Origin of the sequence: Micromonospora thermarum, from assembly GCF_012034245.1 — a bacterium.
Taxonomy (GTDB): domain Bacteria; phylum Actinomycetota; class Actinomycetes; order Mycobacteriales; family Micromonosporaceae; genus Micromonospora; species Micromonospora thermarum.
In genome coordinates, this window is the sequence record NZ_JAATEO010000017.1 from 57,105 (window position 1) to 82,010 (window position 24,906).

Genomic DNA, 24,906 nt, shown 5'->3' on the forward strand with positions numbered 1-24,906 from the left:
AGACAGGGCGGGGCAGTTCTGCCATCCTCGCACCCATGACGGGGGTCGAGGAGCCACTGCGTACGGATCCGGTGGCGGTGCCTGGCCCCGCCCCGGCCCGGCTGGGCGTCAACTACTGGCGGCTCTGGTCGGCGTCGGCGGTTTCGAACCTCGCCGACGGCATCGTCAAGATCGCCTTGCCGCTCGTCGCCCTCGGCTACACCGACTCACCGGCGCTGGTCGCCGGGGTGGCGGCGGCGTTCAGCCTGCCGTGGCTGCTCTTCGCGCTTCCGGCCGGTGCGCTCGTCGACCGGCTGGACCGGCGCCGGGCGATGCTGGCCGCCAACACGCTGCGCGCGGCGCTTCTCGGGGCACTGGCGCTGGCGGTGGCCTCCGACGCCGGCTCGGTCTGGCTGCTCTACGGGGTGGCGTTCGGCATCGGCGTCGCCGAGACCCTCTACGACACCTCGGACCAGTCGATCCTGCCGCAGGTCGTCCCGCGCGAGCTGCTGCCCCGGGCGAACGGGCGGCTGCACGCCGCCGAACTGACGGCCAACCAGTTCATCGGCCCGCCGCTGGCGGGCTTCCTGGTGGCCGGTGGGGCGGCCCTCGCCCTGGCCGGCCCGGCGGGGCTCTGGGCCCTCGCCGTCGCCGCGCTGTTCCTCGTGAGCGGTCGGTTCCGGGTCGAGCGGGACGCGCCCACCACCCTGCGGGCCGACATCGCGGAGGGGCTGCGGTTCCTGTGGCGGCACCGGTTGCTTCGGACGCTGGCGACGATGGTCGGGGCCGGCAACTTCGCCACGTCGGCGATCTTCGGTGTGCTGGTGCTCTACGCGGTTGGCCCGGACTCGGCGATGGGGCTCACCGAGCCCGGCTTCGGGATCTTCCTGACCACCATCGCCGCCGGAATCGTGGTGGGGTCGCTGGTCGCCGGGTCGCTCGAGCGCCGGATCGGCCGGGCCCGCGTGCTCGGTGTGTCCGTGCTCGCGATGGCCGTGGTCGTCGGCGCGCCGGCGCTGGTCACCAACCCGTTCGCGCTCGGCGCGATCTACTTCGGCGGCGGGATCCTGTTCGCCGCCTGGAACGTGATCACGGTATCGCTGCGCCAGCGGATCACCCCGGACCGTCTTCTCGGGCGGGTCAACAGCGGCTACCGGCTGCTCGCCTGGGGCACCTTGCCGCTCGGTGCCGCCGCCGGCGGCCTGCTGGCCGAGATGTTCGGGCTCCGCGCGGTCTTCGCGATCATGGGTACGCTGACGCTCACCCTGCTGCTCGGCATGCTCCGGGTCACCGACGCGGCCATCGCCGCCGCCGAAGGTGATGCCGCCTAGTCGAACAACACCACCGTACGGGCGCCCTCGCCGCGGGCCACCCGGTCGAACGCCGCCGGGGCGTCGTCCAGGGTGACCCGGTCGGAGATCAGGGGAGCGAGGTCCAGCGTGCCGTCGAGCACCGCCCGGGCCAGCTCGGGGACGTCCCGGTCGGGGTCGGAGGAGCCGTACACCGAGGAGCGCAGCGTCCGTGCCGAGTGGAAGATGTCCAGGGCGCTGAGGCCGACGACGTCGTCCTTCGACCCCATGCCCACCACGATCACCTGGCCGCCCCGGCGGGCGGCCCGCCAGGCGGCGCGGATGGTCGCGCTGCGCCCGACGCACTCCAGCGCGTGGTCGACGCCGCGCCCGCCGGTCAGGCCGCGGATCGCCCGGCTGAGCGACTCGTCGCCGAGGAGGAAGTCGGTGGCGCCGGCCGCACGCGCCAGGTCCGCCTTGGCGGGCGACACGTCCACCGCGATCACCGGGTCGGCGCCGGCCGCCCGGGCGGCGGAGACCGCCGACAGGCCGACCCCGCCGAGACCGATCACGGCCACCGAGTCGCCCGGAGCCACGCCCGTCGTGCGGCGTACCGCGCCGACGCCGGTCAGCACGGCGCAGCCCAGCAGCGCCGCCGCCTCGAAGGGCAGGTCGGCCGGCACCGGGATCACCGCCGGCTCCGGCACCACGACCTGCTCGGCGTGGGCACCCAGGCCGAGGGTGACGTGCAGCGGTTCCCCGGACGACGTCCGGCCGCCGGGCGTGGCCGGCCCGCCGGACCGGTCGCACAGCCACGGCTCGCCGTGCCCGCAGTGCCAGCACTCGCGGCAGGGTGGCGCCCAGTTCAGCACGACGTGGTCGCCCGGGGCCACGCGGCGTACGCCGTCGCCGACCTCGGCCACCACGCCGGCCGCCTCGTGCCCGAGCACGAGCGGGTACGGCGGCGTCAGCGTGCCGTTCACCATGGACAGGTCGGAGTGGCAGACGCCGGCGGCGCGGACGTTGACGCGCACCCGCCCTGGGCCCAGGGGCGGCGGCTCGACCTCCTCGACGCGCGGCGTGCCGCCGACCTCCCGGACGACCAGCGCCCTCATCGCTGGATCGCCTTCGTCTGGAGGAACTCCTCGAGCCCGTAGGTGCCCAGCTCCCGGCCGAGGCCGGACTGCTTGTAGCCGCCGAACGGGGCGAGGGGGTTGAACGGGGCGCCGTTGACGTCGACCGCGCCGGTGCGCATCCGCCGGGCCACCGCGAGGGCCCGCTCCTCGTCGCCGGACCAGACGGCGCCGGCCAGGCCGTACCGCGAGTTGTTCGCGACCGCGACGGCGTGCTCGTCGTCGTCGACCGGGATGACGGCCAGGACCGGCCCGAAGACCTCCTCCTGGGCCAGCGCGCTGTCCGGGTCGACGTCCGCGATTACCGTGGGGGCGACGAACCAGCCCCGCTCCGGCAGGGGCGCGTCCGGTCCGCCGGCCACCAGCCGGCCCCCGTCGGCCAGGCCGCGGGCGACGTGGTCGCGGACCCGGTCCCGCTGCGCCGCCGAGACGAGCGGGCCGAGCCGGGTGGCCGGGTCGAAGGGATCGCCGAGCCGGTAGCCGTCGGCGGCCTTCGCCGCCAGGGCGAGCGCCTCGTCGTACCGGTCGCGGTGCACCAGCATCCGGGTCCAGGCGGTGCAGGTCTGGCCGGAGTTGAGGAACGCGTTGCCGACGCCGACCTTCACCGCGGTGGCCAGGTCGGCGTCGTCGAGGATGACGTTGGCCGACTTGCCGCCCAGTTCCAGGGCGACCCGGGCGATCCGGTCGGCGGCCAGGTGCGCGACGCGCCGGCCGGTGGCGGTGGAGCCGGTGAACGACACCATGTCGACGTCCGGGTGGGCGGCGATGGCCTCACCGACCACCGGACCGGTGCCGGGAACGAGGTTGACCACGCCGGGTGGGAAGCCGGCCTCGTCGATCGCGTCGAAGAGCAGGTACGCCGTCAGCGGCGTCAGCTCGCTGGGCTTGAGCACCACCGTGCACCCGGCGGCGAGCGCGGGCGCGAGCTTGGCCATGACCTGGTGCAGCGGGTAGTTCCACGGGGTGATGGCGCCGACCACGCCGACCGGTTCGCGGATGACGAGGGAGTTGCCGACGGTCTCCGCCGCCGGCGGGTGCCCGGCCAGGTCGACGTAGCTGCGCAGCACGGTCAGCGGCAGGCCGGCCTGCACCCGGGTGGCGACCTTGAGCGGGGTGCCCAGCTCCAGCGCGACGGTCCGGGCGATCTCGTCCGCGCGGGCGCTCAGCGCGGCGTGCAGCCGGTCGAGGCGGGCCGCGCGGTCGGCCGGCGCGGTGGCGGCCCAGCCGTCGAACGCGGCCCGGGCGGCGGCGACGGCCCGGTCCACATCGGCCGCCGTGCCGGCCGGTACGGTCCCGACGACCTCCTCGGTCGTCGGGCTGTGGACGTCGAGGGTCTGCCCGGCGGACGCCGTGACCCAGTGGCCGTCGAGGTAGATGTCGGTCCGTGCGAGATCCATCGCGCCCCTCGCGTCGCCCAAAACTAGCAGTGCAAGTTTCGACTCTAGTACGGTTCGGCGGACGGCGGGAGGGGCGGAAGTGGACCCACGGTTCGTTCGTACGTGCGGGACAGCCCGTCGATCAGCGCGTCCAGGCCGAGGGCGAAGGCGCCCTCGTCGACCTGCTGCTGGTGCTCGGCGAGGCGGTGGGCCTGGGTGAGGTGCGGGTACTGGTCGGCGTAGAGCGACGGATCCTCGACGAAGCCCCGGGCGAACGAGCCGAGCGCCGAGCCGGCCACGAAGTACCGCATGAGCGCGCCGATGTGGGTGGCCCGGGCCGGCGGCCACCCCGCCTCGACCAGCCCTCCGTACACGGCGTCGGCCATGGCCAGGGCGGCGGGCCGCCGGCCCGGACCCTGCGCGAGGTACGGCACGATGTGCGGGTGGGCCGCCAGCGCCGCGCGGTAGGAGTGCCCCCACCGGCGCAGCGCCTCCCGCCAGTCGACGTGGCCGAAGAACGACACGTCCACCTGGCCCGTGACGCTGTCGGCGACGGCGTCGAGGATCTCGTCCTTCGTGGCGAAGTGGTTGTACAGCGACGGCCCGCGTACCCCGAGTTCGGCGGCGAGGCGACGGGTGGAGAACGCCGCCAGCCCCTCGGCGTCGATCAGCGCGGCGGCGGCCTCGACGATCCGCTGCCGGCTGAGCAGCGCCTGTCGCGGCCGGGGCATGTCCGTCCTCCTCTGCTCGGTCGTCCGCCGGGAACTCTGCCACATCCGGGTCTGGACAGCCGAAAACTTGCACCGCTAGTTTACCCCGCATGGACCTTTACCTCTCCGCCGAGCAGGCGGCGGTCCGCCGGCTCGCCGCCGACTTCGTCGACCGCGAGGTGGTGCCGTACGCCGCCGCGTGGGACCGCCGCGAGTCGGTCGACCCCGGCATCGTCGGCAAGCTCGGCGAGGTCGGCTTCCTCGGGCTGACCATCCCCGAGGAGCACGGGGGCTCGGGCGGGGACCACCTCTCGTACTGCCTGGTCCTCGAAGAGCTCGGGCGGGGCGACTCGGCCGTATCGCGGTCGACACCGCCGCCGCGCGCCTGCTCGTGTGGCGGGTCGCCGACCTGATCGACCGGGGCGAGCCGTTCGCCACCGAGGCGTCGATGGCCAAGCTGTTCGCCAGCGAGGCGGCCGTCCGCGCGGCCAACGACGCGATCCAGGTGTTCGGCGGGTACGGCTACATCGACGAGTACCCGGTCGGCAAGTACCTGCGCGACGCCCGCGTCGCCACCCTCTACGAGGGCACCAGCCAGATCCAGCAACTGCTCATCGGACGAGCGCTCACCGGCGTCAACGCCTTCTAGCCGGGGCCGACGACCGTACGCCGCACCACAGAGGACCAGGAGGGGACATGGACTTCGCGCTCTCGGACGAGCAGCGGGCCATCCGCGACACCGCCCGCGACTTCATCCGCCGGGAGGTGGTGCCGCTGGAACAGGAGGTGCTGCGCCGCGAGCGGGCCCACCAGCCCGGCCTGGAGCGCAGCGAGCTGCGGGAACTCCAGCTCAAGGCGCGCCGGTTCGGCTTCTGGGGGCTGGCCACCCCCGAGGAGTACGGCGGGATGGACCTGCCCGCGGTCACCCAGTCGCTGATCTGGACCGAGCTTGGCCGGTCGTTCGTGCCGTTCCGCTTCGGCGGGGAGGCGGACAACATCCTCTTCCACGCCACCGAGGAGCAGAAGAAGGAGTTCCTCGTCCCGACCATCGAGGGGGAGCGCATCTCCTGCTTCGCCATCACGGAGCCGGGCGCCGGCTCGGACGCGGCGAACATCAAGCTGCGCGCGCGGCGCGACGGCGACGACTGGATCCTCGACGGCGAGAAGACCTTCATCACGAACGGCAACGACGCCGACTTCGCCATCGTCGTCGCGGTGACCGACCCCGACAAGGGCGCACGCAACGGCGGCGCCACCGCCTTCCTCGTGGACCGGGCGATGGGCTGGCGCTCGGAGTTCATCCAGACCATGGGTGAGGGCGGACCGGCGTCGCTGATCTTCGACGGCGTCCGCGTGCCGCACCGCAACATCCTCGGCGAGGTCGGGCAGGGCTTCGCGCTCGGCATGGAGTGGATCGGCAAGGGCCGGTACACCATCCCGTCGCACGCGCTCGGCATCGCCGAGCGGGCCCTCCAGATGGCGATCGACCACGCCAACACCCGGGAGACGTTCGGCGCGAAGATCGGCACCAACCAGGCCATCCAGTGGATGATCGCCGATTCCGAGACCGAGCTGGAGGCGGCCCGCTGGCTGGTGCTGCGCGCCGCCTGGACGGTCGACGCCGGTCTCGACCCCCGGCACGCCTCCTCGATGGCGAAGCTCTACGGCGCGGGCATGGTCAACCGGGTGGTGGACCGGGTGCTCCAGATCCATGGTGGCATGGGCTACACCCGGGAGCTGCCGATCGAACGCTGGTACCGGCAGGTGCGTCTCTACCGCATCTTCGAGGGCACCGACGAGATGCAGCGGCTCATCATCGCCCGCGACCTGCTGCGCGGCTACACGAAGGTGGGGGCGCACCTGGCCTGAGGGCCTCCGGTCGCCCCCGCGACCCGCACGGGGGCGACCGGACGCCGGGTCAGCAGCGCGGCACGTTCGGGATGTACCCGTCGTGGCCGGTGTAGACGTACGCGTCGGCGATGTACCGGCCGGTGCCGATCCGGTCCCAGATGGAGCTGGTGCCGTACGTGCCGGTGACGGTGGTGCCGCTGGTCTGGCAGTAGATGGTGACGGTGGTGCCGTCGGCGACGGTGCCGACCGCGTCGTACCCGGTGCCGGGGCCGGAACGGACGGTGAGCGGGGTGCCGCTGGTGTTGACGGTTCCGGTCGCGGTGCTGCCACCACAGCCGTTGTCGCTGGTGTACGTCTTCGTGCCCCAGTAGAGGGCCAGGGCGCCGTTGAAACGGACCTGGATGTCGCTGCCATTGAGCCGCTGCTCGTAGTGCAGGTGCGGGCCGGTGGAGCCGCCGGTGCTGCCGACCCAGCCGATGATCCGGCCGTAGCCGACGGTCTGCCCGACGGAGACGTTGAAGCCGTTGAGGTGCGCGTAGTAGGTGCTGTAGCCGTTGCCGTGGTTGATCCGGACGTACTTGCCGTAGCTGGTGCCGCCGAGGTCGGTCACCCGGTCGACGGTGCCGGGAGCGCTGGCCACCACCGGGTCGCCGAGGTCGTCGGTCCGGTTGAAGTCCACCGCGTACGGCGGGCTGTGGTTGGTGCGCGTCTGCCCGGACCAGGACTGGCCGCACGGGAAGGGCACCTTGAACGTCGGCGCGGCCGCCGCCGGCGCTGCCGGCAGCAGCACGCCGATTGTCAGCAGCACTGCGGCGAGCAGGCCGGTCCACCGCTTACCCATCCAGCACCTCCAATGTCGAAAAACTTCGATGGCTTGGGGTGAGCGTGACGGATTTCGCCACGGAAGGGAAGGGCCCCGACCTCGATGGAAGCGCTCCCATCGACACGGATCGCCATACCGGGCGGGCGATCCGGCCTTCCAACCCCACCACCGAAGGACAGGACATGCCTGTAAGCGCACGCATGCGGGCCGCCGTCGTGGCGGCCTGCGCCGCCGTCGGCCTGACCGCCCCCGCGGCGGCGGTCGCGGTCGCCGCGCCCGACACCCCCGCCCCCGTCGTCGCCGCCGCACCCACCGCCGACTGGCTGCACACCGACGGCAACCGGATCGTCGACGAGGCCGGCAACCAGGTGTGGTTGACCGGGGTCAACTGGTTCGGCTTCAACGCCTCCGAGCGCGTCTTCCACGGTCTCTGGTCGGCCAACATCGAGACCATCACCCGACAGATGGCCGAGCGCGGCATCAACATCGTCCGGGTGCCGATGTCCACCCAGCTCCTGCCGGAGTGGAAGGCCGGCCAGACGGTCGTGCCGAACGTCAACCCGGAGCTGGCCGGCAAGAACAACCTCCAGGTCTTCGACCACTGGTTGCAGCTGTGCGAGAAGTACGGCCTCAAGGTCATGCTCGACGTGCACAGCGCCGAGGCCGACAACTCCGGTCACGTCTACCCGGTGTGGTGGAAGGGCACGATCACGCCGGAGCTGTTCTACCAGGGCTGGGAGTGGGTCACCGACCGCTACAACGCCAACGACACGATCGTCGCGATGGACATCAAGAACGAGCCGCACGGCACGCCGAACCAGCCGCCGCGCGCCAAGTGGGACTCCAGCACCGACCAGGACAACTTCAAGTACGCCTGCGAGACGGCCGGCCGGCGGATCCTCGCCATCAACCCGAACCTGCTGATCCTGTGCGAGGGCATCGAGGTCTACCCGCGCGCCGGCGAGACGTGGAACTCGCCGAACACCGACCCCGACCTCAGCCCGAACTACCACTACAACTGGTGGGGCGGAAACCTGCGCGGCGTCGCCCAGCACCCGGTGAACCTCGGCGCGCACCAGGACCAGCTCGTCTACTCCCCGCACGACTACGGGCCCCTGGTGTTCGAGCAGCCCTGGTTCCAGAAGGACTTCGACAAGAACTCCCTCATCACCGACGTGTGGCGGCCGGTCCTGTGGCAGCACAACGGCAGGTTCGTCAGCCTCGACCACCAGGTGCGCCTGGGCGGCGCCGCCTCCACCACCGGCATCAGCCTGGCCGAGCGGTACGCGGGCGGCGGGAGCGACACCGTCGCGCCGACCGCTCCCGGACAGCCGACCGTCAGTGACCTGACCGCCACCGGCGCCACGCTGACCTGGACCGCCGCCACCGACAACGTCGGGGTCACCTCGTACGACGTGCTGCGGGCGGTCGGGTCGGGGCCGGCTACCGTCGTCGCCACCGTCTCCGGCACCTCGTACCGGCCGACCAACCTGGCCGCCGAGACCACGTACACGGTCAGCGTGCGGGCCCGGGACGCCGCCGGCAACGTGTCGGCACCGTCGGCGGGCCGGACGTTCACCACCCCGGCCGGCGGCGGTGGTGGCGCCGGGTGCACGGCGACGTGGACGGTGACCAACTCCTGGCAGGGCGGCTTCCAGGGACAGGTCGCCGTCAAGAACACCGGCACCGGCCCGACCAGCACGTGGCGGGTCACCTGGACCAACCCCACCGGCACCGCCATCTCCGCACTGTGGAACGGCAGGCTGACCACGTCCGGCGGCACGAACACCGTGACCAACGAGCCGTACAACGGCACCCTCGCCGCCGGCGCCAGCACCACCTTCGGGTTCACCGGCACCGGCGCGGGCACGACGCCGAGCGACCTGGCCTGCACCGCGTCCTGACGGCATCGCCCGCGGGCCGTCGGAGGAGCGGCCGCCGCACCGGTCCGCGCAGGTCGGCGCCGCACGTGGCCGGGATCGCGGCTCTCCTGCTGGGTGGGAACCCGACGCTCACCCCCGCGGCGGTGGAACCGGCGCTCAAGGCCAACTCCCGGCCGATCCCGGGCACCTGCTCCGGCGGTTGCGGCGCGGGCCTGGTCGACGCCGCGGCGACCGTCGGCGTCGGCTGAGGCGGACCCTCCCGACGCGGGCCGGACCCCGCGGTCGCCCGCCGGCCCGTTCCCAGGCCGGCGGGCGACCGTCCCGCTGGGCGGTACGGCCAGCACCGGCTCCGCTCGGGTGCGTCGGCGCGGCGCGGGCCGGCACGCGGGCGACCGGGACGGGACCGGGGCGTCGCGGCGGCGGGCCAGGGCGGCGGCGGTCAGTCGCTGGTGCCGGGCAGCGGATCGGTGCGGGGCCGTCGGGAACGGAGAACCGGCCAGACCGGCGGCGGGTCGGCGGGTACGAACTCGTGCCCCTCGACCTCGTGCCCCTCCGGATCGGAGGCGGCCGGGCCCGGCGCTTCCGTGCCGTCCGACCCGACGGGGTCGGGCTGGCCGAGGTCCAGCCGGCTGATCGCCTCGGTCAGCGCCGTCAACTGGGTGGACAGCTCGGCCACCCGCAGGACCACCTCACGTCGTACCGCCGCCGGATCGACCGCGTCGAGCCCGGATGCGTCCGGAGGGGTGACGTCGTCGTGCCGCTGCAGCTCGGTCCCGTGGCCGAGGGCGAGCTCCGGGTCGGACAGATCGTCGGCCTCGCGGTGCGGGTCCGTCACGTCGACGCCCAGCCGGGCCTCCACCGCGTCCGGTTCGTACATCTCCTCGACCAGGCGCAGGTAGAGCTCGTTGGGGTTGGGCAGGTCGACCACCCGGCGCAGGGCGTTGCGGCGGCTCGCCGACTCCAACTGGAACGTGCCGTAGTTGAGCAGGCGGCCGAGCGGGGACTGGACGTACCGCATGTCGGTCACCCGCAGGAGCGGGATCATGCCCACCCGGCGGACGAACACCCCCTCGGTCGACATCAGCCGCTTGTTCGTGATCACGAACCGGCCCAGGTACCACCCGAGAACGCGGTACGCGATCAGCAGCACCGCGCCCACCAGCACGACGGCGATGACCCAGCCCGTGTAGCGGGGGTCGACGCGCTGATCGGCGGCGACCACGCCGAGAACGGCGTAGATCATGATCACACCGGCGCTCTTCAGCGGGTGGATCCAGTGCCGGCGCCACTCGCCCCGGTACCGCTCGGTGGGGAACAGGTACCGGGCCACGCCGGCGGTGGGTTCGTCCTCCAGCGGGAGGACCCGCCGGGCACCCAGCAGGTCGTTGGCAACCTCGCCGGCCGGCTCCCGGCCGGTGAGCCGGCGCAGCCGGCTGAGCAGGGCGTCGGCGAGGAAGCCCAGCCCGGTGCCGAGCTTGAAGAGCTTGCCGGGCCGCTCGTTGATGATGGCCGCGTGCTCCTCGGCGCGGATCTCCGCCCGCTCGTGGTCGTCCGGGTAGTGCAGGCGGGCCGACCACGTGACCAGCTTGCGGCCGAGCCACGGCGACAGGTCGGTCATCTCGTTGACGACCAGCCCCAGCACCAGCGCCAGGACCACCTCGACCGTGCCCACCGCGTCAGCCCGCCGGCCTGGGGTGCGCGGTGCGGCCGAAACCGGGAGCCGGGCGGGGGCGTGGCGGCGGCACCCGGGCCGGCACGGGGACCTCGCGGCGCGCGGCCTCGGCCCCGCTCGGCGTGAGGCGGTAGTACCGCCGCCGCGGTCCGGCCGGAGAGTCGGCGGGCCGCCGCTCCCACGAGCCGGTGATCCAGCCGGCGTCCTCCAGCTGGTCGAGCACCGCGTAGACCGTGGGGCCCGAGCGCCGCACCGACCGCATGATCTGCCAGCCGTGCACCTCGGTCTGCTGGTCCCACGCCTCCAGCAGGAGACCGAGCACGTCGAGCAGGGCGTTGGTGATCCGGGGCCGGGCCATGTCCCATTCTAGGAACGACCCACCACAGTGGAAGGTGTCGGCAATCGGACGTTCCGGCGGCTACGCCGGGTCGGGCGTGGACGTCGGGGCGCGGCAGCCGACGGGCAGGAGGGAGGACGGCGGGGTTCAGGGGCGCCGGCGCCGTTCCACCACGCGGATGGTGTTGCAGACGTCGGCGACGCCGGGGACGTCCCAGGCGAGCTCCCCGGCGGCCGCGCGGGCGTCGGGGTCGGCGACCGTGCCGGCGAGGATCACCACGCGGTTCTGCACCGTCACCGTGATCTGCTGACGGCGGGTCGTCCAGTCGATGCTGAGCCGCTGCGCGGCCAGCGCCGCCAGCCGGGTGTCCTCGTCGTCCGGCTGCGGCTGGTCCCACGCTGGGTGGAACGGGTCGTTCTCGGGCAGGGGCCAGGGCATGACCATGTGGTGTCCTCATCCTCGGGTGGGGTCGCGGTGCGGCCGGCGCCGGCCGTCGGCCGGTGTGGGCGTCCGCTCAGACGAGCACCTCGGGCTCGGTGGGGGTGGCGGACCGGTCCGGAACCACCGGGAACGCGGCCTGCAGGCGCATCGTGTGCAGCACCGTCACCACGAACCGGGAGGGGGCGCGCAGGCACAGCACCATGCCCCGCTGGCGCGCCTCCTGCCGGGCGCGGACCAGCAGCCCGAGGCCGGTGGAGTCGATGTGCTCGACAGCGGAGAGGTCGACCGTCATCCGGCCGTCGTGCTCCTCCGCTGCCGCGAGTGCCGCGCGCAGCGGGTCGGTGTCCGGTTCGGCGGCGGCCGGCACCGGACCGGCGATCTCGTCGAGGTCGTCGATCCCGAGGGGGTACGGGCCGGCCGCCGCCGAACCGGCGGTGGGGAGGGGGGTGCATCGCGGGCACCGGTGCGGGCCCGTCGCGAACGGGGATCCGGTCCATCCGTGCTCGGACACCAGGGTCCAGACGACCTCGGCGTCGGGCAGGACGACGGCGGTGCTCGCGGCCGTGTCGCCGCAGCCGTCGCAGATCAGGGTCATCACGTGCTCGTCCGGCACGACGGTCATCGGGCCTCCCCTCCCTGGTCCGCCGGCACGGTGGTCGGGTCGGCGGCGGGTCGCCACCGGGTCGTGGCACGGCCCGCCGAGCGCGGCGCCCGTCCCGCCGTGGCGACGGCGAGCACGACCGCCGTGCCGGCGAAGCCGGCCTGGATGGCCAGCCGGAGCGGGCTGGGCGTGGCGACGTCAACCCCGGCGACCCGGGCGCTGATGGTGCCGAGCAGCGCGGCGCCGACGCCCACCGCCAGGGTCAGCCAGACCGGGGCGACCGGCCGCCCGGGGAGGACGAGCCGCCCCAGCGCGCCGACGGCGAGGCCGACGAGCAGGGCGTGGACGAGTGCGTCGCCGGTCATCGTCGCGTCCCTTCGGGCATGTCCTTCACCCTTCAAGGGGCTCTTGTAGCGGCCGGCGCGGTTGTATGACAGTCCTGTGACAAATCCACGGGCGGGACACCGGAGGTGGGTACCTGCCCCGCTGGCAGGGATGATTCCGGTATGACAGCCGTACTGGTGATCGAGGACGACGACCGTATCCGGCTGGCGCTGCTGCTCGCGCTGGAGGAGGAGGGGTACGCCGCGCGGGGCGCGGCGACCGCCGAGGAGGGGCTGCGCCTCCAGCGTTCGGAGCCCGCGGACTACGTGCTGGTCGACCTCATGCTGCCGGGCCTGAACGGGTTCGAGTGCATCCGGCAGCTGCGCCGGGACGACGACGTCCCGATCGTGGTGGTCAGCGCCCGGGACGACACCCACGACATCGTCGCGGCGCTGGAGGCCGGCGCCGACGACTACGTGGTCAAGCCGGTCGCCATCAAGGAGCTGTCGGCGCGGCTGCGGGCCCTGCGGCGCCGGGCTCGGGCCCTGACCGCGCCGGTGCCGGTGCAGGTGATCGGCGACCTGGAGATCAGCCCCGACGCGGGGGAGGTACGGCGGGCCGGGCAGCCGGTGCCGCTGACCCGGACCGAGTTCCGGCTGCTCTGCGAGCTGGCCGAGCACGCCGGCCGGGTGCTGTCCCGGCAGCAGCTGCTCCAGCGGGTCTGGGGGTACGACACCGGGGACGAGCGCCTCGTCGACGTGCACGTCGGGCGGCTGCGGCAGAAGATCGAGGCGGAACCGGGCAACCCGCGGCACCTGGTCACCCTGCGCGGGCTCGGCTACAAGCTGCAGCGATGAGACGGCTCGGTCTGCGCGCGCGGGTGACGGCCGGGTTCGCCGTCGGCGCCGCGCTGCTGGCCGCGTCGATGGCGCTGATCTCGTACGACCTGACCCGGCGGTCCCTGCTCGACGAGCGGGAACGCACCGCGGTGCGGGCGGCGTACTTCGACGCGGCGGTGGTGCGTACCGGGCTGGACACCGAGCGCCCCGACGTCGTCGAGGTGCTGCGGTCGCTGGACACCGGCAGCGCGCGGCGCCCGCTGCTGCACCTGGACGGCTCCTGGTACGCGCGGACCGCCGAGACCGCCGCCACCGGCGTCCCCGACGCGCTGCACCAGCGCGTGCGCGCCGGCCAGCCCGCGGTGCAGCGGGTCCGGCTGGCCGGGCAGCCCACCCTGCTGGTCGGTGTGCCGCTGTCGGAGCGGGCGACCTACTACGAGTTGACCTCGCTGCGGGAGCTGGAGGAGACGTTCCAGGTGCTCGCCCTGGCGCTGACCGCCGTGGCGATCATGGTGGCCGGGTCCGGCGCGGCCCTCGGCTGGTACGCGACGCGGCACAGCCTCCGCCCGTTGACGGCGGTCGCGGACGCCGCCGAGAAGATCGCCGCGGGTGACTTCACCACCCGCCTGGCCCCGACCACCGACCCCGACCTGACCCGCCTGTCGACCTCGTTCAACGACATGGTCGACCAACTGGCCCGGCGGATCGAGCGGGACCGCCGCTTCGCCGCCGACGTCAGCCACGAGCTGCGCTCGCCGCTGCAGACGCTCTCCGCCGCCGCGAGCGTCCTCACTCGCCGCCGCGACCACCAGGACGAACGGACGGCCACCGCGGCGGGGCTGGTCGCCGACGAGATCGACCGCTTCCAGCAACTCGTCAACGACCTCATCGAGCTCGCCCGCGCCGACCAGCCCGCCCAGCGGGAACACGTCGACGTGGCGGCGCTCGCCCGCGAGGTGTGCCGCGCCCGGGCGCTCCCGGAGGACCTGGTGCGCGTCGAGCCGGACACGCCGACCGGCTGGCGGGTCGACCGGCGGCGTACCGAGCAGCTGCTGGTGAACCTGCTCGACAACGCGGACCGGTACGGCGGCGGCCCGGTCGCGGTGCGCCTGTCGGCCGACGGCGGCACCGGCGTGGTCGAGGTGGACGACGCGGGCGCGGGCGTACCCGAGGAGGACCGCGACGGCATCTTCGACCGCTTCGTACGCGGTCGCGCCGCCCACGCCCGCGCCGGCACCGACGGCACCGGCCTCGGGCTGGCCATCGTCGCGCAGCACGCCGCCGCGCACGGGGGGCGCGCGGCGGTGGGGGACCGGCCCGGCGGCGGCTCCCGCTTCCGGGTGGAACTGCCCGGGAGCGTCGAATGACCGCGCGGGCGGCGGCGGCCGTCCTGCTCGCCCTGCTCCTCGCCGGCTGCGGCGTCCCCACCGACGACGGGCCGCGCGCCGTGGAGGTGCCGCCCGGTCCGTTCCCCACACCGGGTACGGCCACCTCCACCGCCCCGGCCGGTCAGGTGGACGAGGTGCTGTGCTTCCTCCGCGACGACCGCCTGGTGCCCGTGGTCCGGCGGATCGACACGCCGCCGACGCTCGACCGCCAGCTCCAGCACCTGCTCGCCGGCCCGAACCAGGCCGAGCGGGACAGCGGCCTGACCACCGCGCTGCCCGGCGGGGTCACCGTCGTGGGAGCGCGGCTCGCCGGTGCCCGGGCCGAGGTCGAGGTGCCCGAGGCGGGCGACGAGATCGGCCGCAGCGACGAGATCCTCGCGTTCGGGCAGATCGTCTGCACCCTCACCGCCCGCGCGGAGGTCGACGCGGTGTCGTTCCTGCGCGACGGGCAGCCGCTCGGGGTGCCCCGCGCCGACGGGTCGCTGTCGCTGGCACCCCTCACCGCCGCCGACTACGCCGAGCTGACCCGCCCCGGCTGAAGGCCGCGCCTCATCCGCGGTCGTCGGCCGTCGGGCGGGCGGCGGTCGCGGCGGCCCGGACCGGCGCCGCCGGCCGGCCGCCCCGGCGCAGCACCCGCCACATCACCGACGGCCGCATGATCGCCTGTGGCGGGTCGATGAGGCCGGCCACCCGCAGGAACGCCTCGGTGACCCGCGCGTCCCGGGTCGCCGCGGCCTGCACCCGCGCCAGGTACGTGTTGGCGACGCGCACCATGAGGCCGCGCCGGCCCTCCGCCCCGGGATGGGCGAGGTCGCCGCCCGCCGCGACCTCCCACGGGGCGTCCAGGAGCCGGGCGACGTCGGCGAAGAACCCGCCCGGACGCGGTACCGCGGTGGCGGCCAGGTGCCGGCGCAGCAGCAGCGCCTCCAGCGCGGCGACGGTCATGCCCTGGCCGTAGACGGGGTTGAACGTGCAGAGCGCGTCGCCGACCACGAGCAGCCCGTCCGGTACGCGGGGCAGCCGCTCGTACCGGCGGCGGACGCTCGCCGGGAAGCGGAACGAGACCGGCTCGTCGAGGAACTCGGCGTCCCGCACCGCGTCGATCACGTCCGGCACGGGCAACGACTCCGCGTACGCGAGGAAGCCCTCCCGGTCGGTCGGCGGCTCGTCGCCGAGGACGCCGGTCAGCGAGAGCAGCCCCCGGTCCTCGCCGAGGGTGGCCAGGAACGCCCCGCGCGGGTGGGCCGGCGTGGCGACGGGGTTGATCGAGACGTCGCCGTGGAACGGGTCGTCGCGGAACCGGAACCGGGCGCTCGTGTACGTCAGACCGATCTTGACCCGCTCCTCCGGAACCGCCGGGTACCCCAGCTCGGCCAGCCAGGTCGGGGTCCGCGAGCCGCGGCCCGTCGCGTCCACCACCAGGTCGGCGTCGAGCACCTCCGGGGTGTCCGCGTCCCGGCGGTGGATCCGGACGCCGGTGACCCGGGTGCCGTCCGGCCCGACGATCGGCGCGACGATGTCGGTGCCGTCGACCAGCCGTACCCCCGACAGGCCGAGGACCTTCCGCCGTACCAGGGCCTCGATCCCCGGCCGCCAGCCCCCGACCACCAGTAGGCCGGTCTCCGCCGGCGCCAGGCGGCGGCCGTCGAAGTACCAGCGGATGCGGGTGCCCAGGTCACCGGAGCGCATGCCCGAGGCGGTCAGTTCGGCCGTGAACCCCGGAAACAGCTCCTCGATGGCCCGCTGCCCCCGGGCGAGCAGCCCGTGCAGGTGCCGGCCCTGCGGGACCCCGCGGCGCGGCGCCGCCCCGTCGGTGAACCGGTCCCGGTCCACGAGGACCACCTCCCGGTACGCCTCCGCGAGCACCTTCGCGGCGAACAGGCCGGCCATGCTCGCGCCCAGGACGACCGCCCTGTCCCTCGGGGTCCCGCTCATCGCCTCTCCCTCCGTTCCCGATGGGCGGACCGTCCGCCCGCGTACCGCCGGTCCGGCGTGGTCAGTTCGCCGGCGTGACCGGCGCGGTCGCCCTGGTGGCCCAGCCCGGCAGCGCCTCGGTGACGGCGGGCTGCTCCGGCACCGTGCGGGGCGCGTCCGTGCCGGGGTCGACCGGGGCGCGGCCCAGCCAGGGCCGCAGCCGCATGGCGGGCCGCTCGACGAGGTACCAGCTCGCGGTCGCCGTCACCACGCTGGCGCCGAGGACCGTCGCCATCACCAGCCAGAAGTTGCCCGTGCCCAGCGGCGTGCCGGTGAGGCCGAAGTAGAGCCACAGGTGGAACACGTGCCAGAGGAAGACCCCGTAGGAGATCCGGCCGAGGAAGGCCACCACCGGGTTCGACAGCACGGCGCGCATGTACCGGGGACGGCCGGTCGGCAGGGCGAGCGGCGCCACCGCCAGCACGGCGATCACCAGGTAGAGGACGTGGTCGACCATGGCCGCGCCGAGCGGCGGGTAGTTCATCTCGTTCGGGCCGCTCAGCGGCGAGCTGGCCAGCGCGTACGCCGCCAGCGCACCGAGCCACGCCACGCCCGGGAAGCGGCCGAGGAACCGGTACACCGCCGGCTGTCGCCCGGGTGCCACCTCGGCGGCCGCCGACAGGGTCGCCAGGACCATGCCGGCGGCCAGGTAGCCCGCGTACTCGGTGGGCCACAGGTGCTGGACCGGGAAGGGACCCATGGACGGCAGGTGGTGGTAGGCGGCGAACGCGGCGCCGACGAGCACGACGCCGCCCAGCGGCAGGACGATCCGCCGTACCCGCGCGGCCGGGTCGGTGGCCCGGCGCGCGTACCGGCGCAGTGCCCACGCCACCAGCGGAAGCGTGACGTAGAAGGCGACCTCGGTGGCGAGGCTCCACGTCTGCTCCATGCCGGTCGGCATCGTCGCCGGGTCGTAGACCTGGAGCACCAGCAGGGGGAACAGGACGTCCCGTGGCCCGTCCACGGCGTCGGCGTTCAGCACCACCAGTGCGACGACCGTCAGGACCCAGTACGCCGGCAGGATCCGCAGCGCCCGCCGCCAGAAGTACGGCCGTACCGGCATCGCCGGCCGGTCGGTGAGCGTGGCCCGGGCGAGCGGCCGGTAGAGCACGAGTCCGGACAGGACGAAGAAGATCGGCACGCTGACGTCCATGGTGTTCAGCACCGGCCCGGCGACCGGGTTGCCGGGCGCGCCGTACATGTCGGAGGCGATCACGCCGGTGGTGAGCGCGACGTGGGTCAGCATGACCATCACGGCGGCGATCCCGCGTAACCCCTCCAGCTCCGGGAAGAAGATCCGTGCGCGTCTCCCTGTTCCGTCCTCGCGTACCGCCGTCACCACCGGCTCCTCACCGCGGACGCGCCCACCGACGATGGTCACGGCCGCCTGGTCGTCGCGGAGGCTCCCTCGCATCCGCCCTCCACACCGTGGGATCGTGCGGCCGCGGGCCGGTACGGCGCATCTTCCACCGTGCGCAGCCGGTGGCGCAAACCCGGGACTGCGCACGGTGGAAGATGCGCGCCGCGGGACGGCCGGAGAACGATGCGGATCAGGGACACAGCAGTCACCGCCCGGCGTGCGCCGCCCGGCGGCCGGCCGAGCGCGGAGGTGCGTGACGTGGGCGGGGAACGATCACCGCACGGTGGACCACGCCGCGGGGTCGTACGGGCACTGGGCGCCGTGCTGCTGGCCGCCGCCCTGACGCTGACCGCCCCACCGGCTCTCGCGGCCCCCTCGTCCGAACCGGGGGCGGCCCGGCCCGGTGTGCACAGCGGAGGGACGGCGGCGGACGCCGCAGGATCGAGCGCCCCGCGTCCCGCGCCCGCCGGCCCGCCGTCCGTGGTGCCGGCCCGGCACACCGTCACGCTGCTCACCGGCGACCGCGTCACCGCCTCGGCCGACGGCGCGCAGGTGACCGTCACGCCGGGCGCCGGGCGGGCGGGGATCCGGTTCACCACCCTGCGCTCGGCAGGCCGGCGTCTCGTGCTCCCCGAGGACGCGCGCCCCCTCGTCACCGCCGGCCTGCTGGACCGGCGCCTGTTCGACGTCAGCGAACTGGTCCGCGCGGGATACGACGACGCGCGGAGCCCCGGGCTGCCCCTGCTCGTCACCCGACGCGGCGCCGACCCGGCGACCGGGCTCACCGGGCCCGGTCTGCGCACCACCGCCCGCGTGCCGCACGCGGGCGCCGGCGCCGTGACCGTCGCGAAGTCGTCCGCCCCGGCGGCGTGGGCGGCGATCCGGGCCCAGCGGTCGCAGCTCGCGCGGATTCAACTACACACTCCGGCGGGCCCCGCGCCCGGATCGGGCAGCACCGCCACGCCTGGCGGCGCGTCCGGGCCGGGGAGCACCGCCACGACCGGCGGTACCGGGACGACGCCGGCCGAGACCCACACCCTCACGGTGCGCCACGTCGGCCCGGACGGGCGGGCGAGCGGTGTCGCCGAGACGATGGTCCTCGACCTCACCGGCGAGGTCCGGGCGGTGCTGAGCGACGCGGCCGGCGCGTCCTCCGCCGAGCTGCCCCGGGGGACGTACGTCCTGGTCGCCGACGTGGTCGACTTCGGCGACACCGACTCCACGTGGCACCGCCTGGTCCAGCCCGAGCTGGTCCTGGACCGGGACGCCACGGTGAACGTGGACGCGCGGCGGTCCGCCCCGGTACGCACCTCCGTGCCCCGGCCCGACGCCCGTACCGCGCTGGTGGATCTCGGCTTCGAGCGGCGCGACGGCGACCGACCCGGGTTCGCCCTGTCACTGGCGGCGGACGGCTTCGACGGCCTGTACGCCGGGCAGATCGGCGGGGACGTCGACGCCACGCGGATGACCGGATACCTCTCCTCCACCTGGGGGGTGCCCGGGCCGCGCGGCGACTTCGCGGACACCCCGTACACGTACGGCCTGCTGGACACCCGCCCCGGCGGCTTCTTCACCGGCTTCGACCGGACGGTCGACGAGGGCGACCTCGGCGCCGTGGACACCCGACTGGTCGCGCAGGTGCCCGGCCGGCCCGCCACCAAGGCCCACTTCGCGACGGCCCCGGGCGTGACCGGCACGCTGGCCGCCCTGCTGCCGTTCCGCCTGCCGGCCCGCACCACCCACCTGCTCGACGCGGGCGACACCCAGTGGAGCGGCGCCTTCGGTGAGAACGTCCCGGGGCCGGGCGGGCTGCCCACCGAGGTCACCGCCCTCGGGCAGGGCTACCGCAGCTACCGGGCCGGCCACCGGTACACCGACCGGTGGAACGCCGCGGTGTTCGGGCCGATGTTCGACTTCGCCGGCCACGCCGGCCGGCGCGGCGACACCGTCTGGTTCGGCGTGCCGATGTACTCCGACCAGGACTCCCACCGGGGCGGCTCGCTCACCGACACCGCGTCCACCCTGCTCTACCGCGACGACGTGCTGCTGGCCCGCTCCGGCGCCGGGAACCTCGAGGCGCGGATCCCGCCCGGGCCCGGGACGTTCCGGGTGGAGAAGCGGACGACCCGGCCGTCCTTCTCCGACCTGTCGACGCGGGTGGACTCGGTGTGGACCTTCCGCTCCGACACGACCGGGGAGGAGGGGGAGTCGTTCCCGCTCTGGGCCGTCCGGTACGCGCCGGCGGCCGACGACCACAACCGGGTCCGCCACGGACCGGTGACCGTGCTGCCGGTGACGGTGATGTCCCAGCCGGGCGCGCGGGTCGGCGCCGTCCGGGAACTCGCCGTCGAGGTCTCCGGCGACGCGGGCCGCACGTGGCGGCCGGCGCGCGTGGTGCCGTCGGGCGGCGCCGGCTACCGGGCGGTGGTGGCCACCCCGCCGGACGCGGCGTCGCTGTCGCTGCGGGCCGTCCTGGTGGACACCGACGGCAACCGGCTGGAGCAGACCATCGTCGACGCCTACCGGTACGCGCCCCGTGTGCAGGACCGTTGAGGAGGGAACCATGAACGTCGTCACCCGGGTCGCGTCCGCCGCGCTCGTCGTCGTCTGCGCGCTGGCGGCAGCCACCCTCGGCCCCGCCCCGGCTCGGGCGGACACCGCGCCGGCGACGTGCGTGACCGCCCCGAGCACCCCGACCCTGAGCCCGACCGGTGTGTCCGTACGCAGCGTGGCGACCAACGGCTGCGCGGTCTACGCCATCTTCTGGCTGATGCGCTGGCAGTCGACCGACACCGGCTGGCGGACCGTGCTGGAGCGCTGGATGGACCCGGGCACCGTCAACCGGCTCGACTTCGTCTGCCGCGGCAGCGGCACCTGGACGTACCGGGCCGTCGTCTGGGATCCCAACATGATGGGCTACCTGACCTCTCCGGACGCCCGGATCACCTGTTGAGACGCACCCACGCCGCCCGGCGTGCCGGTGGGACACGAGGAGGTAGGACATGTCCGCAGGCGACACCGCCGTGCTGACCGACGACGAGGCGGCGGTGCGGGACGTGGCAACCCGCATCATGGCCGCCTGGGCGGCCAACGACGCCGACGGCTTCGCGGCGATCTTCACCGAGGACGGGACGCTCATCGGTGACTCCTACATGAAGGGCCGGGACGGGATCCGCGCCTACATGGCCGCCGGGTTCGCCGGCCCGTACGCGGGGACGCGGGTGCACGTCGAGCCGCTCGACGTCCGCTTCCTCACCGCCGAGATCGCCCTGCTGGTGACGCGGGGCAGCGTGCTGCTGGAGGGCGAGAGCGGGATCGTCCCCGAGCGCGGCTTCCTCGCCACGTCCACGGTGGTGCGGCGCGACGGGCGGTGGCACATCGCCGCGTACCAGAACTCGAAGGGCACCACCGACGGGTAGGGCCGGGACCGCGGCCGGCCGGCGGGCGTGGCCGCCCGGCCGGTCAGGCCGGCCGACCGACGGTGGCCGACACCGACCCGTACGCCTGGTCGGGCCGCAGGGTCGTGCCCCGGTCGAACTCCTCCGCGAACGCCGCCGCGCCCAGGGCGGCGCGGGCGGCGGCGGTGATCCGGTCGACGTCCCCGCGCTCCCCGTCCGGCAGCGGCGCGCCCACCGAGGCCCGCGCGACCGCCGCCGCGCCGAGCAGCCGGGCCGCGTCCGCGGGGCGGCCGTCGACGGCCGCCGCCCCGGCGAGCCCCTCCAGCGCCAGCGCCTGCGCCCGCGGATCCCCGATGGTGGTCGCCAGGGCGAACGACTCGGCGTGCAGGTCGCGCGCGGCGGGCGCGGCCCCCCGCAGCTCGGCGACGAACCCCAGCTCCGCCAGGAGCAGCGCCCGCACCACCCCGGCGTCCAGGCCCGGCTGCCGGGTCCACTCCAGAACGCCCCGCAGCAGCTCCTCCGCCTCCCCGAGGCGGCCCTCCCGGCGGGCCCCGAGCCCCAGACCGATCTGCGCGTACAGCTCGGCGGGCTTGCAGTTCTGCTCGGCAGCCAGCCGTAGCGCCCGCTCGTGGAACTCCCGTGCCCCGTCGTAGTCGCCGGCGAGCAGCGCGATGCGGCCCAGGCCGGAGAGGCGGTCCGCCGCCTCCAGCCACAGCCCCAGCTCCTCGGCCATCCGCAGGCTCTCCCGGTGCAGCCGGGCCGCCTCCGCGTAGTCCCCGGTCGCCTCGGCGCGGGAGCTGAGCGGGAAGGACGCCTGCAACTGGCCCCACCGGTCGCCCAGCTCGCGGAAGAGGGCGACGGCGCGTTCGGCGTCCCGGCGGACCGCGGCCAGCTCACCGCGGGCCTGCGCCTGGTTCGCCCGCAGGCTCAGCGCGGTGGCCACGCCCCACCGGTCGCCGAGCCGCTCGAACTCCGGCAGCACCTCGTCGACGAGTGCCGCGCTGCCGGCCACGCCGCCGGTGTTGAGCAGCGCGAGCCCGAGGAAGCAGACCGCCCGCGCCCGCGCCGCCGGGTCCGCCCCGGCCGGCCAGCCGGCGAGCGCCGGGGCGACCAGCGGCGCGTGGTCACCGCCGCCCTCCAGCAGCGCCAGCCCGGCGCGCCAGCAGGCCGCGGCCGACCGCAGCGTCTCCGGCGCGGGGCCGGGCACGGCGAGCGCGGTCTCGATCAACCGGCGCGCCTCCCGCAGCCGCCCGCGCAGGTAGCCGTACCAGGCCAGCGCGGTGGTCAGCTCCAGCGCCCCGGCCGCGTCCCCGTCGGCGACCGCGCCGTCCACCGCGCGGCGCAGGTTGGCGGTCTCCTGGTCGAGCCGGGCCAGCCACTCCCGCTGCTCGGGGCCGCGCAGCGCCTCGTCGGCCCGGCGCGCCAGCGCCGTGTAGTACCGCCGGTGGCGGCGGCGGACGGTCGCCACCTCGTCGGCCTCGCGCAGCCGCTCGGCGCAGTACGCGGCCACCGACTCGAGCAGCCGGTACCGCGGCCCGCCCGGCACCTCCGCCATGACCACCAGCGATCGGTCGACCAGTCGGGCCAGCAGGTCGAGCACCTGGTCGGCGGGGAGGCCGTCGTCGGCGCACACCGCCTCGGCGGCCTCCAGCGCGCAGCCGTCCGCGTGCACCGCCAACCGCCGCAGCACCACCTGCTCGGGCTCGCCGAGCAGCTCCCAGCTCCAGTCGATCATCGCGCGGAGGGTCTGCTGGCGGGGCGGCGCGCCCCGGTGACCGCTGGTCAGCACCCGGAACCGGTCGTCGAGCCGCGTCAGCAGGCCGCGGACCCCCAGGGACCGGACCCGGGTGGCGGCCAGTTCCAGCGCGAGCGGGATGCCGTCGAGGCGGTGGCACAGCTCGGCGACGTCCCGGGCGTTCGCCTCGTCGAGCGCGAAGGCGGGAGCGGCGGCGGCCGCGCGGGTGACGAAGAGCCGGACCGCGCTCGCCCGGGCGAGCACCGCCGGGTCGCTGACCGCCGGGTCCGGCAGGGCCAGCGGGGGTACGGCGCAGACCTGCTCCCCGGCGAGGCCCAGCGGCTCCTGGCTGGTGGCCAGCAGACGGACGCCCGGCGCGTGCTGCAGCACCCGGTCCGCCAGCTCGGCGACGGGCTCGACGACGTGCTCGCAGTTGTCGAGCACCAGCAGGAGCGTGCGACCGCGCAGCGCCTCCACCAGGTGCTCGGCCGGCGTGGCGGGGGCGAGGTCCACGGTCTCGCGGACGCCCAGCACCGCGAGGACGGACCCGGCCAGCGCCGCCGGGTCGGCACGGCCCAGGGCGGCCAGCTCGACCAGCCACACCCCGTCCGGGTACGCCCCGGCGAGCTGGTGGGCCGCCTCGACCGCCAGGCGGGTCTTGCCCACCCCGCCCGAGCCGACCAGGGTCACCAGCCGCGCGGCGTCGAGCAGGCCGTGGATGTCCCGTATCGCCTCCTCCCGACCGACCAGGTCGGTCAGCGGGACGGGCAGGTTGCCGCGTGCCCCCGCCGGGGGCGCGGCGCCCGGCGGGGCCGGCGCGACCGGGACCGGGCCGGCCGGCGCCGGTGGGGCGAGCAGCGCCGGGTCGTGCGACAGGATCGCCCGGTGCAGGGCGACCAGTTCAGGGCCCGGGTCCACGCCCAGCTCGTCGGCGAGCCGCCGGCGGAACCGGTCGTAGCAGTCCAGGGCCTCACCCTGCCGGCCCGCCCGGTACAGCGCCCGTAGGTGCAGCGCACGCAGGCGCTCCCGGTACGGGTGGCGCGCCACCAGATCGGCGAGTTCCCCGGTGAGCAGGTGGTGCTCGCCCAGCGCGAGCCGCGCCTCCGCGCGGTCCTCCGTGGCGGCCAGCCGCTGCTCGTCCAGCCGGGCGGCCAGCGCCGTGGCGAACGGCGCCTCGGGGAAGTCGGCCAGCACCGGGCCGCGCCACAGCCCGAGGGCCTCGTCGAGGAGCGCCACCCGCGCAGCCGGCCCGGTCGTGGCGGTGGCCCGCTCCACCAGCGCCGTGAACCGCTCGGCGTCGGTCGGGTCGGGGTCGGTGCGCAGCAGGTATCCCGGGGGGTGGGAGACCACCCGGTCGCGGGCACCGGGCTCGGCGGCGTTCAGGGCGCGGCGCAGCTGCCAGACCTTCGTCTGGAGCGCCCCGGTGGGGTTGGCCGGCGGGCGGTCCCCCCAGACGTCCTCGACGAGCCGGTCGATCGACACGGGACGGCCCTCGTGGACCAGCAGGGCGGCGAGCAGGACACGGACCTTCAAATCGGGCACGGTGACCGGCGCGCCGTCCGTCGCCCAGACGCCCAGCGGACCGAGGAGCCCGAAACGCATGGTGTCACCGTAACGCAGCACACCGGCGACGGGCCGTGACGTCACCGGGGGCGACCGCGAGTGGACCGGGAGTGGACCGAGAGCGGCGCCGGACAGGGTGGACCAGGGTGCCGGACCACGGCCGGCCGTGGGTCCCCCGTGCGGGCCACGTCCCCTCGCCGTGACCCGCGCGTGCGCGCGGTCCGGCCGCC

General features: G+C 75.0%; 24 protein-coding genes. 12 read left to right on the forward strand and 12 right to left on the reverse strand.

The features are described from left to right. The first annotated feature begins 35 nt into the window (after positions 1-35). Positions 36-1,310 carry an MFS transporter gene (locus tag HCJ94_RS16790; RefSeq protein WP_168001961.1) on the forward strand — a complete coding sequence of 425 codons (1,275 nt, stop codon included), beginning with the start codon at positions 36-38 and terminating at the stop codon, positions 1,308-1,310. On the opposite strand, the gene HCJ94_RS16795 is transcribed toward HCJ94_RS16790, so the two are convergent. From HCJ94_RS16795 to HCJ94_RS16805, 3 genes are read right to left on the reverse strand one after another with little or no spacing between them, the layout of a single operon-like run. Next, entirely contained in the window at positions 1,307-2,383 is a 1,077-nt protein-coding gene (locus HCJ94_RS16795; RefSeq protein WP_168001962.1) for an alcohol dehydrogenase catalytic domain-containing protein, read from the reverse strand. The genes HCJ94_RS16790 and HCJ94_RS16795 overlap by 4 nt on opposite strands. Then, positions 2,380-3,798 carry an aldehyde dehydrogenase family protein gene (locus HCJ94_RS16800; RefSeq protein ID WP_168001963.1) on the reverse strand — a complete coding sequence of 473 codons (1,419 nt, stop codon included), beginning with the start codon at positions 3,796-3,798 and terminating at the stop codon, positions 2,380-2,382. The genes HCJ94_RS16795 and HCJ94_RS16800 overlap by 4 nt, the downstream gene beginning before the upstream one ends. Before the next feature lie 44 nt (positions 3,799-3,842). Then, on the reverse strand, positions 3,843-4,508 hold the full coding sequence (locus HCJ94_RS16805) for a TetR/AcrR family transcriptional regulator (RefSeq protein WP_168001964.1): 666 nt from the start codon (positions 4,506-4,508) through the stop codon (positions 3,843-3,845). A gap of 89 nt (positions 4,509-4,597) precedes the next feature. Between HCJ94_RS16805 and HCJ94_RS30275 the strand changes: the two genes are divergently transcribed. From HCJ94_RS30275 to HCJ94_RS16815, 3 genes are read left to right on the forward strand one after another with little or no spacing between them, the layout of a single operon-like run. Continuing rightward, positions 4,598-4,900 (forward strand): acyl-CoA dehydrogenase family protein, encoded by a 303-nt coding sequence (locus HCJ94_RS30275; RefSeq protein WP_240944278.1) that lies wholly within the window; start codon positions 4,598-4,600, stop codon positions 4,898-4,900. Beyond that, the gene (locus HCJ94_RS30280; protein ID WP_309227320.1) at positions 4,879-5,136 is read left to right on the forward strand and encodes an acyl-CoA dehydrogenase family protein; all 258 of its coding nucleotides are present in this window, start codon (positions 4,879-4,881) and stop codon (positions 5,134-5,136) included. Before HCJ94_RS30275 ends, HCJ94_RS30280 begins: the two co-directional genes overlap by 22 nt. Positions 5,137-5,183: 47 nt before the next feature. Then, positions 5,184-6,356 carry an acyl-CoA dehydrogenase family protein gene (locus tag HCJ94_RS16815; protein WP_168001965.1) on the forward strand — a complete coding sequence of 391 codons (1,173 nt, stop codon included), beginning with the start codon at positions 5,184-5,186 and terminating at the stop codon, positions 6,354-6,356. 49 nt (positions 6,357-6,405) lie between these two features. Here the strand turns inward: HCJ94_RS16815 and HCJ94_RS16820 are convergent, their stop codons facing one another. Continuing rightward, positions 6,406-7,179, reverse strand: a complete 774-nt coding sequence (locus tag HCJ94_RS16820; RefSeq protein WP_168001966.1) for a M23 family metallopeptidase — start codon at positions 7,177-7,179, stop codon at positions 6,406-6,408. Between the two features lie 164 nt (positions 7,180-7,343). Between HCJ94_RS16820 and HCJ94_RS16825 the strand changes: the two genes are divergently transcribed. Next, positions 7,344-9,065 (forward strand): cellulase family glycosylhydrolase, encoded by a 1,722-nt coding sequence (locus HCJ94_RS16825; RefSeq protein ID WP_168001967.1) that lies wholly within the window; start codon positions 7,344-7,346, stop codon positions 9,063-9,065. 65 nt (positions 9,066-9,130) lie between these two features. Then, the gene (locus HCJ94_RS16830; protein WP_168001968.1) at positions 9,131-9,292 is read left to right on the forward strand and encodes a hypothetical protein; all 162 of its coding nucleotides are present in this window, start codon (positions 9,131-9,133) and stop codon (positions 9,290-9,292) included. 191 nt (positions 9,293-9,483) lie between these two features. Here HCJ94_RS16830 and HCJ94_RS31490 read toward each other — a convergent pair whose 3' ends face one another. From HCJ94_RS31490 to HCJ94_RS16855, 5 genes are all read right to left on the reverse strand, one after another. Next, a complete protein-coding gene (locus tag HCJ94_RS31490) occupies positions 9,484-10,716 on the reverse strand; it encodes a PH domain-containing protein (protein ID WP_373684325.1) in 1,233 nt (410 codons plus the stop codon). A 4-nt stretch (positions 10,717-10,720) separates the two neighbouring features. Beyond that, entirely contained in the window at positions 10,721-11,074 is a 354-nt protein-coding gene (locus HCJ94_RS16840; protein WP_168001969.1) for a PadR family transcriptional regulator, read from the reverse strand. 126 nt (positions 11,075-11,200) lie between these two features. Further along, entirely contained in the window at positions 11,201-11,497 is a 297-nt protein-coding gene (locus tag HCJ94_RS16845; protein ID WP_168001970.1) for a BON domain-containing protein, read from the reverse strand. 70 nt (positions 11,498-11,567) lie between these two features. Beyond that, a complete protein-coding gene (locus HCJ94_RS16850; protein WP_168001971.1) occupies positions 11,568-12,116 on the reverse strand; it encodes an STAS domain-containing protein in 549 nt (182 codons plus the stop codon). Continuing rightward, positions 12,113-12,460 carry an oligoendopeptidase F family protein gene (locus tag HCJ94_RS16855; protein WP_168001972.1) on the reverse strand — a complete coding sequence of 116 codons (348 nt, stop codon included), beginning with the start codon at positions 12,458-12,460 and terminating at the stop codon, positions 12,113-12,115. Before HCJ94_RS16855 ends, HCJ94_RS16850 begins: the two co-directional genes overlap by 4 nt. 141 nt (positions 12,461-12,601) lie before the next feature. On the opposite strand from HCJ94_RS16855, the gene HCJ94_RS16860 reads away from it, so the two are divergent. Genes HCJ94_RS16860 through HCJ94_RS16870 form a run of 3 tightly spaced genes read left to right on the forward strand, consistent with a single transcriptional unit; the run spans position 12,602 to position 15,185 of the window. Next, on the forward strand, positions 12,602-13,276 hold the full coding sequence (locus tag HCJ94_RS16860) for a response regulator transcription factor (RefSeq protein ID WP_168001973.1): 675 nt from the start codon (positions 12,602-12,604) through the stop codon (positions 13,274-13,276). Next, positions 13,273-14,625: a sensor histidine kinase gene (locus HCJ94_RS16865; protein ID WP_168001974.1), complete on the forward strand. Its 1,353-nt coding sequence runs from the start codon at positions 13,273-13,275 to the stop codon at positions 14,623-14,625. The genes HCJ94_RS16860 and HCJ94_RS16865 overlap by 4 nt, the downstream gene beginning before the upstream one ends. Continuing rightward, complete coding sequence (locus tag HCJ94_RS16870) at positions 14,622-15,185, forward strand: GerMN domain-containing protein (protein ID WP_168001975.1); 564 nt, start codon at positions 14,622-14,624, stop codon at positions 15,183-15,185. Before HCJ94_RS16865 ends, HCJ94_RS16870 begins: the two co-directional genes overlap by 4 nt. A 10-nt stretch (positions 15,186-15,195) precedes the next feature. Here HCJ94_RS16870 and HCJ94_RS16875 read toward each other — a convergent pair whose 3' ends face one another. Then, a complete protein-coding gene (locus HCJ94_RS16875) occupies positions 15,196-16,581 on the reverse strand; it encodes an NAD(P)/FAD-dependent oxidoreductase (protein ID WP_168001976.1) in 1,386 nt (461 codons plus the stop codon). A gap of 61 nt (positions 16,582-16,642) precedes the next feature. Continuing rightward, entirely contained in the window at positions 16,643-18,034 is a 1,392-nt protein-coding gene (locus tag HCJ94_RS16880) for an acyltransferase family protein (protein WP_168001977.1), read from the reverse strand. Between the two features lie 204 nt (positions 18,035-18,238). On the opposite strand from HCJ94_RS16880, the gene HCJ94_RS16885 reads away from it, so the two are divergent. From HCJ94_RS16885 to HCJ94_RS16895, 3 genes are read left to right on the forward strand one after another with little or no spacing between them, the layout of a single operon-like run. Continuing rightward, positions 18,239-20,533: a peptidase S8 gene (locus HCJ94_RS16885; protein ID WP_168001978.1), complete on the forward strand. Its 2,295-nt coding sequence runs from the start codon at positions 18,239-18,241 to the stop codon at positions 20,531-20,533. 10 nt (positions 20,534-20,543) lie between these two features. Beyond that, entirely contained in the window at positions 20,544-20,933 is a 390-nt protein-coding gene (locus HCJ94_RS16890) for a hypothetical protein (protein WP_168001979.1), read from the forward strand. Between the two features lie 49 nt (positions 20,934-20,982). After that, entirely contained in the window at positions 20,983-21,399 is a 417-nt protein-coding gene (locus HCJ94_RS16895; protein WP_168001980.1) for an SgcJ/EcaC family oxidoreductase, read from the forward strand. Between the two features lie 43 nt (positions 21,400-21,442). On the opposite strand, the gene HCJ94_RS16900 is transcribed toward HCJ94_RS16895, so the two are convergent. Then, the gene (locus HCJ94_RS16900) at positions 21,443-24,715 is read right to left on the reverse strand and encodes an AfsR/SARP family transcriptional regulator (RefSeq protein WP_168001981.1); all 3,273 of its coding nucleotides are present in this window, start codon (positions 24,713-24,715) and stop codon (positions 21,443-21,445) included. Positions 24,716-24,906: the final 191 nt, after the last annotated feature.

Coding starts and splice junctions, on each gene's coding strand:
- HCJ94_RS16790 (WP_168001961.1), top strand. CDS start 36: ATGACGGGGGTCGAGGAGCCACTGCGTACGGATCCGGTGGCGGTGCCT.
- HCJ94_RS16795 (WP_168001962.1), bottom strand. CDS start 2,383: ATGAGGGCGCTGGTCGTCCGGGAGGTCGGCGGCACGCCGCGCGTCGAG.
- HCJ94_RS16800 (WP_168001963.1), bottom strand. CDS start 3,798: ATGGATCTCGCACGGACCGACATCTACCTCGACGGCCACTGGGTCACG.
- HCJ94_RS16805 (WP_168001964.1), bottom strand. CDS start 4,508: ATGCCCCGGCCGCGACAGGCGCTGCTCAGCCGGCAGCGGATCGTCGAG.
- HCJ94_RS30275 (WP_240944278.1), top strand. CDS start 4,598: ATGGACCTTTACCTCTCCGCCGAGCAGGCGGCGGTCCGCCGGCTCGCC.
- HCJ94_RS16815 (WP_168001965.1), top strand. CDS start 5,184: ATGGACTTCGCGCTCTCGGACGAGCAGCGGGCCATCCGCGACACCGCC.
- HCJ94_RS16820 (WP_168001966.1), bottom strand. CDS start 7,179: ATGGGTAAGCGGTGGACCGGCCTGCTCGCCGCAGTGCTGCTGACAATC.
- HCJ94_RS16825 (WP_168001967.1), top strand. CDS start 7,344: ATGCCTGTAAGCGCACGCATGCGGGCCGCCGTCGTGGCGGCCTGCGCC.
- HCJ94_RS16840 (WP_168001969.1), bottom strand. CDS start 11,074: ATGGCCCGGCCCCGGATCACCAACGCCCTGCTCGACGTGCTCGGTCTC.
- HCJ94_RS16845 (WP_168001970.1), bottom strand. CDS start 11,497: ATGGTCATGCCCTGGCCCCTGCCCGAGAACGACCCGTTCCACCCAGCG.
- HCJ94_RS16850 (WP_168001971.1), bottom strand. CDS start 12,116: ATGACCGTCGTGCCGGACGAGCACGTGATGACCCTGATCTGCGACGGC.
- HCJ94_RS16855 (WP_168001972.1), bottom strand. CDS start 12,460: ATGACCGGCGACGCACTCGTCCACGCCCTGCTCGTCGGCCTCGCCGTC.
- HCJ94_RS16860 (WP_168001973.1), top strand. CDS start 12,602: ATGACAGCCGTACTGGTGATCGAGGACGACGACCGTATCCGGCTGGCG.
- HCJ94_RS16865 (WP_168001974.1), top strand. CDS start 13,273: ATGAGACGGCTCGGTCTGCGCGCGCGGGTGACGGCCGGGTTCGCCGTC.
- HCJ94_RS16870 (WP_168001975.1), top strand. CDS start 14,622: ATGACCGCGCGGGCGGCGGCGGCCGTCCTGCTCGCCCTGCTCCTCGCC.
- HCJ94_RS16875 (WP_168001976.1), bottom strand. CDS start 16,581: ATGAGCGGGACCCCGAGGGACAGGGCGGTCGTCCTGGGCGCGAGCATG.
- HCJ94_RS16880 (WP_168001977.1), bottom strand. CDS start 18,034: ATGCGAGGGAGCCTCCGCGACGACCAGGCGGCCGTGACCATCGTCGGT.
- HCJ94_RS16890 (WP_168001979.1), top strand. CDS start 20,544: ATGAACGTCGTCACCCGGGTCGCGTCCGCCGCGCTCGTCGTCGTCTGC.
- HCJ94_RS16895 (WP_168001980.1), top strand. CDS start 20,983: ATGTCCGCAGGCGACACCGCCGTGCTGACCGACGACGAGGCGGCGGTG.
- HCJ94_RS16900 (WP_168001981.1), bottom strand. CDS start 24,715: ATGCGTTTCGGGCTCCTCGGTCCGCTGGGCGTCTGGGCGACGGACGGC.